At 71.7% G+C, this 5300-nt stretch carries 5 protein-coding genes; 1 reads left to right on the top strand and 4 read right to left on the bottom strand.

From position 1 onward, the window contains the following. Positions 1-297: 297 nt before the first annotated feature. Both CCL05_RS23160 and CCL05_RS23155 read right to left on the bottom strand, forming a co-directional pair. A complete protein-coding gene (locus CCL05_RS23160) occupies positions 298-852 on the bottom strand; it encodes an ATP-binding protein (RefSeq protein ID WP_086562404.1) in 555 nt (184 codons plus the stop codon). 243 nt (positions 853-1095) lie between these two features. Continuing rightward, positions 1096-1473, bottom strand: coding sequence for an STAS domain-containing protein (locus CCL05_RS23155; RefSeq protein ID WP_086562403.1), 378 nt, complete (start codon positions 1471-1473; stop codon positions 1096-1098). A 238-nt stretch (positions 1474-1711) separates the two neighbouring features. Here CCL05_RS23155 and CCL05_RS23150 point away from each other — a divergent pair, with 238 nt between their 5' ends. After that, positions 1712-2638, top strand: a complete 927-nt coding sequence (locus CCL05_RS23150) for an RNA polymerase sigma factor SigF (protein WP_167409601.1) — start codon at positions 1712-1714, stop codon at positions 2636-2638. A gap of 160 nt (positions 2639-2798) precedes the next feature. Here the strand turns inward: CCL05_RS23150 and hutI are convergent, their stop codons facing one another. Both hutI and CCL05_RS23140 read right to left on the bottom strand, forming a co-directional pair. Further along, on the bottom strand, positions 2799-4088 hold the full coding sequence (gene hutI / locus CCL05_RS23145; RefSeq protein ID WP_086562402.1) for an imidazolonepropionase: 1290 nt from the start codon (positions 4086-4088) through the stop codon (positions 2799-2801). After that, positions 4085-5300 (bottom strand): formimidoylglutamate deiminase (locus CCL05_RS23140; protein ID WP_086562401.1); only part of this gene is annotated, 1216 nt, incomplete at its 5' end. The genes hutI and CCL05_RS23140, both read right to left, overlap by 4 nt.

The following is a 5300-nucleotide window of genomic DNA, read 5'->3' as shown; positions in this document are numbered from 1 at the left end:
GGACGGGGACGGGGACGGGGATGAGGATGGTCGGGGCGGCCCGGCAGCCGGACAGCCGTCGGCGAACCGCCGGCTCGACTCTTCACCCGAACGGCCGCACGGTCCCCGGGAAACGCCCGAAGCCGCGCACGGTCGATGCCCCACTGGGAGTGTGCGGAGGCCGGTATCCGGTCAGGCACCCGAGAACAGCTGAAGCCCGCCACCCGGCCGAGCACCCAAGAAGCAGTCGGAGCCCGCGCCCGGCACGCTCGCGGCACCCCGGATCAGGCAAGGGCCCGGATCAGGCAGGAGCCCGGATCAGGCAGGAGCCCCCAGTTCGGCCCACACCGTCTTGCCGGCGACTCCCGGCGTGCGGACCACGCCCCAGTCCAGGCACAGCCGCTGAACGATGAACATGCCGTGGCCGCCCGGGCGGCCGGCCCGGTGCGGGGTGCGGGGCGACGGCTGGCCGGTGCCCCGGTCGGCGACCTCGATGCGGATCACCTTGTTGTCGCAGGTGATCCACAGCTGGTCGGGCCCCTCGGCGTGCAGGCAGGCGTTGGTGACCAGCTCGGAGACGACGAGCAGGACGTCCTCGGCGGCGGCCCGCTGGTCCGCGGAGGCGGCCGGCAGCCAGCCCCACGCGTACAGCGCCTGGCGGGCGAAGTCGCGGGCGAGCGGGACGACACCGCTCGCCCCGTCGAAGCTCAGCCGGCGCACCTGCCGGCCCCCCGGCGGTGCCGCGGCTCCGGACGGCGCGGCCACGCCCTCGCCGGACGCACCGCCCGCCGGCACGCCACCCTCGGACGCCCCGGAAGCGCCGCTGGGCTCCGGCCCGCGGTCGCCCGGCGAGTAGGGCCGGGTGGTGCTCATCAGCGCTTCACCTCACCGATTCACCAGTTCACGATTCAAAAAATTCATTCCACAGTCAGTCACGCAGTGCGCGGCACGACGGTTTCGCGACGCCCCCGCCGCCCTGGCGGCCGACCGTTCCAGGATGTCTCCTGCCCGGGCGGACCGGGGGAACACCCCCGTATTCGGCGCGAAAGGCATGCCAGGGGCAGGACACCGGTCACAGAGGGATGGCCGAGGCTCGGCGCGCCCACGCAACGCCGGTCAGCCCGACTCGTCGGCCAGGGCCGCCTCAAGCGTGTCATGGACGCTGAAGACCGCATCCGCGCCAGTGATCTCGAACACGCGTGCTACCACCGGCTGCATCCCGGCGAGTGTCACGCCACCGCCCGCGGCCTCGGCCTTCAGGCGGGCGCCCAGGAGCACGTTGAGCCCCGTGGAGTCACAGAACTCCAACCGCGCGCAGTCGATGACCAGGCGCTTGAATCCCTTGGCGAGGCAGTCGTCGAGTGGCTCACGCAACAGATCGGCGGTGTGGTGATCCAGCTCACCCGCCGGGGTCACGACGGCGCTAGAGCCCTCTTCCCGCACCTCCACCAGAAGCCGGCCAGACTGTGCGCTGCCGACTGTCCCGCGGTCCATGCCGTCTCTCTCTCCCGACGTCGTGACTGCTGCTGACGCCCACGAACACTACGCCTTCCCTCCACGCTTCGACACCCGAACAACCGCACACAAACGGACATATGCACACAGAACGCACTTGCGGTGGGCTCGGGGAAGCGGGTAGGCCTAGTAAGGACACGTACCCGACACGGCCGGCTTTGGAGGCGCCGCACACCGCAGTGCACCTTACGGCTCCGGCAGCCTTATGCCGAGAACGATGGAGGACATCATGTCACCCCGGCTCGACGCATCGCGTACCCAGAAAGCGACGTCGACACCCCCTCCGGAACATCTGGATCCCATCGAGCAGGACGAGATGCTCGTCACACAGGACGACCTTCTCGCCGGACTTCCGGTCATCCCCCCGTACGAGGAAGTCGACGCGGTCGACGCACGGGCCCTGTCCAAGACCCTCTTCGAGCGCCTCGAGTCGCTGGAGGAAGGCACCCACGAGTACTCGTACGTCCGCAACACGCTCGTCGAACTGAACCTCGCACTGGTCAAGTTCGCCGCCTCCCGGTTCCGCTCCCGCAGCGAGCCGATGGAGGACATCATCCAGGTCGGCACCATCGGCCTGATCAAGGCGATCGACCGCTTCGAGCTGTCTCGGGGTGTCGAGTTCCCCACATTCGCGATGCCGACCATCGTCGGCGAGATCAAGCGCTTCTTCCGCGACACCTCGTGGTCGGTGCGCGTCCCGCGGCGGCTCCAGGAGCTGCGGCTCGACCTGGCCAAGGCCGGTGACGAGCTGGCCCAGAAGCTGGACCGCGCCCCGACGGTGACGGAACTGGCCGAGCGCCTCGGCATCTCGAACGACGAGGTCGTCGAGGGCATGGCCGCGTCGAACGCCTACACCGCCTCCTCGCTGGACGCCCAGCCGGAGGAGGACGACTCCGAGGGCGCGCTCGCGGACCGCATCGGCTACGAGGACCACGGACTCGAAGGCATCGAGTACGTCGAGTCGTTGAAGCCGCTGATCGCCGAACTTCCGCCGCGCGACCGCAAGATCCTGTCGCTGCGCTTCGTCGCGGGCATGACCCAGTCGGAGATCGGCGAGGAACTGGGCATCTCCCAGATGCACGTCTCGCGGCTGCTGTCGCGCACGCTGGTACGGCTTCGCAAGGGGCTGACCGTCGAGGAGTGATCCTCCGAGGAGGCCTCCGCCGAGGATCCTCACTGCACGACGCTGTGCCCGGTGACGCTGTCTTTCGGGGGCGGACCGAACGGTCCGCCCCCGGGCGCGTTTCCTGACAGCATCCGGATCGGTATGACGCCCGGGATACCGAGGAGCACGTCTTCGTTGCTCAGAGCACCCGCTCGCCGCGCTGCCAGACCCCGGTGACCAGCGGGACGCCGGGCCGGTAGGCCAGGTGGACGTGGCTCGGGGCGTCGAGAAGCGTCAAGTCGGCGTACGCGCCCGGGGTGAGGCGGCCGATGTCGGTGCGCCGGAGGGCCGCGGCGCCGCCCGCCGTGGCCGACCAGACGGCCTCGTCCGGCGTCATGCCCATGTCCCGTACGGCGAGCGCGATGCAGAACGGGACGGAAGAGGTGAACGACGAGCCCGGGTTGCAGTCCGTGGACAGGGCCACGGTGACCCCCGCGTCGAGGAGGCGGCGGGCGTCCGGCCACTCGGCGCGGGTGGAGAACTCGGCGCCGGGCAGGAGGGTGGCGACCGTGCGGCTGTTCGCCAGGGCGTCGACGTCCTCGTCCGTCAGGTGGGTGCAGTGGTCGGCGCTGGCCGCGTCGAGTTCGACCGCCAGCTGCACGCCCGGGCCGTGGGAGAGCTGGTTGGCGTGGATACGGGGGTGCAGGCCGCGTGCCCGGCCGGCGGTGAGGATCGCGCGGGCCTGGTCGCCGTCGAAGGCGCCCCGCTCGCAGAAGACGTCGATCCAGCGGGCGTGCGGGGCGCAGGCGTCGAGCATCTCGCCGGTGACGAGAGCGACGTAGGCGGCCGGGTCCTCGGCGAACTCGGGCGCGACGATGTGGGCGCCGAGGTAGGTGACCTCGTCGGTGTGGGCGGCGGCGACGCGCAGGGCCCGGGCCTCGTCCTCGACCGTCAGGCCGTAGCCGGACTTGGTCTCGAAGGTGGTCGTGCCCTGGCGGAGGGCCTCGGCGAGGTAACGCGTGACGTTGGCTTCCAGTTCCTCGTCCGTCGCGGCGCGGGTGGCCGCGACGGTCGTGCGGATGCCGCCCGCGCTGTACGGCCGCCCCGACATCCGGGCGTTGAACTCCTGCGTCCGGTCGCCGGCGAAGACGAGATGGGAGTGGGAGTCGACGAAGCCGGGGAGGACCGCCCGGCCGCCCGCGTCGACCCGATTGTCAGTGGCGGGTGCTTTGCTTTGATCACCGGTCCACGCGATGCGGTCGCCTTCGATGACGACGGCCGCGTCCTGGACCAGTCCGAGAGGGGAAGTGTCACCGAGGGAGGGGTCGTTGGTGACCAGGGCGGCGATGTTGGTGATGAGCGTGCTTGCGGTGCTCGCGGAGTGGGCGGGGCTGACGGTCGTCGCGTTGCTCATGGCGTCCTTGGTGGCCTGGTCGGCGGTGGGGTCGGGTTCGGGGGCCGGCCGCTCGAAGGAGCGGCCCGGGGTCATCCGCGCAGGGCTTCGACGGCGTCCGCGAGGGCTCGCGGCACATCCGGTACGAGCGAGTGGACCCCGTCCCGTACGACGTGCCGCCCTCCCACGACCGTATGCGACACGTCCGCTGCCGACGCGGCGAATACGGCCGTCTCGGCCCCGAGCCGCGGAAGCGGCCCTGCCGTCCTGACCGAGTCGAGCGCGATCGTCGTGAAGTCGGCGAGCGCGCCGGGCTCCAGGGCGCCCGCGTCCTGCCAGCCGAGGGCCGCGTGCCCGTCCGCCGAGGCGGCCCGTAGGAGGGCTGCCGCCGTCCAGTGGCCTCGGGTGCGGGTGCGCAGGCGCTCGTTCAGCTCCATGGCGCGCGCCTCTTCGAGCAGGTCGATCACGGCGTGGCTGTCGGAGCCGAGACAGAGCGGCGAGCCCGCCTGCTGAAGGGCGACGGCGGGTCCGATGCCGTCGGCGAGGTCCCGCTCGGTGGTGGGGCACATGCAGGTGCCGGTGCCGCTGCCGCCGATGAGGGAGATGTCGTCGACGGTCAGGTGGGTGTTGTGGACGCCGGTGGTGCGCGGGCCGAGGACGCCGTGGTCGGCCAGCAGCCGGGTGGGGGTGCGGCCGTGGGCCTCCCGGCAGGCGTCGTTCTCCGCCGTCTGCTCCGACAGGTGCACATGGAGCGGGGCCCGCCGCTCCTCGGCCCACCGCGCCACGGTCGCCAGCTGGTCGGCGGGCACGGCCCGCACGGAGTGGATCGCCGCTCCGATCCGCGCGTGATCTCGTTCCTTGAGAACTGAACAGCGTTCGGCCCAGACGTCCGCCGTGCCGTCGGAGAAGCGGAGCTGGGGGGCCGTGGGCGGCTGTCCGAAGCCGGAGGAGAGGTAGGCGGTGTCGAGGAGGGTGATGCGGATCCCGGCTTCGGCGGCGGCCGCGATGAGGGCCTCGCCCATCGCGTTGGGGTCGGCGTAGGGGGTGCCGCCGGGGCCGTGGTGGACGTAGTGGAACTCGCCGACCGCCGTGATGCCGGCCAGCGCCATCTCGGCGTACACGGCGCGGGCGAGGGCGTGGTAGCTGTCCGGGGTGAGCCGGGCGGCCGTGGCGTACATGACCTCGCGCCAGGTCCAGAAGGTGCCGGAGCCGACCTGGACGGTGCCGCGCAGGGCACGGTGGAACGCGTGGCTGTGGGCGTTGGCGAGGCCGGGGAGGGTGAGGCCGCGCAGGGCCTCGGCGCCGGGG

This window comes from Streptomyces africanus (assembly GCF_002150735.1).
Lineage (GTDB): Bacteria > Actinomycetota > Actinomycetes > Streptomycetales > Streptomycetaceae > Streptomyces > Streptomyces africanus.
This window is presented reverse-complemented; position numbering and strand designations above follow the sequence as displayed.

Bases quoted from the DNA above. Each gene is read 5' to 3' on its own strand.
- CCL05_RS23160 (WP_086562404.1), bottom strand. From the start codon at position 852: ATGAGCACCACCCGGCCCTACTCGCCGGGCGACCGCGGGCCGGAGCCC.
- CCL05_RS23155 (WP_086562403.1), bottom strand. From the start codon at position 1,473: ATGGACCGCGGGACAGTCGGCAGCGCACAGTCTGGCCGGCTTCTGGTG.
- CCL05_RS23150 (WP_167409601.1), top strand. From the start codon at position 1,712: ATGGAGGACATCATGTCACCCCGGCTCGACGCATCGCGTACCCAGAAA.
- hutI (WP_086562402.1), bottom strand. From the start codon at position 4,088: ATGACCCCGGGCCGCTCCTTCGAGCGGCCGGCCCCCGAACCCGACCCC.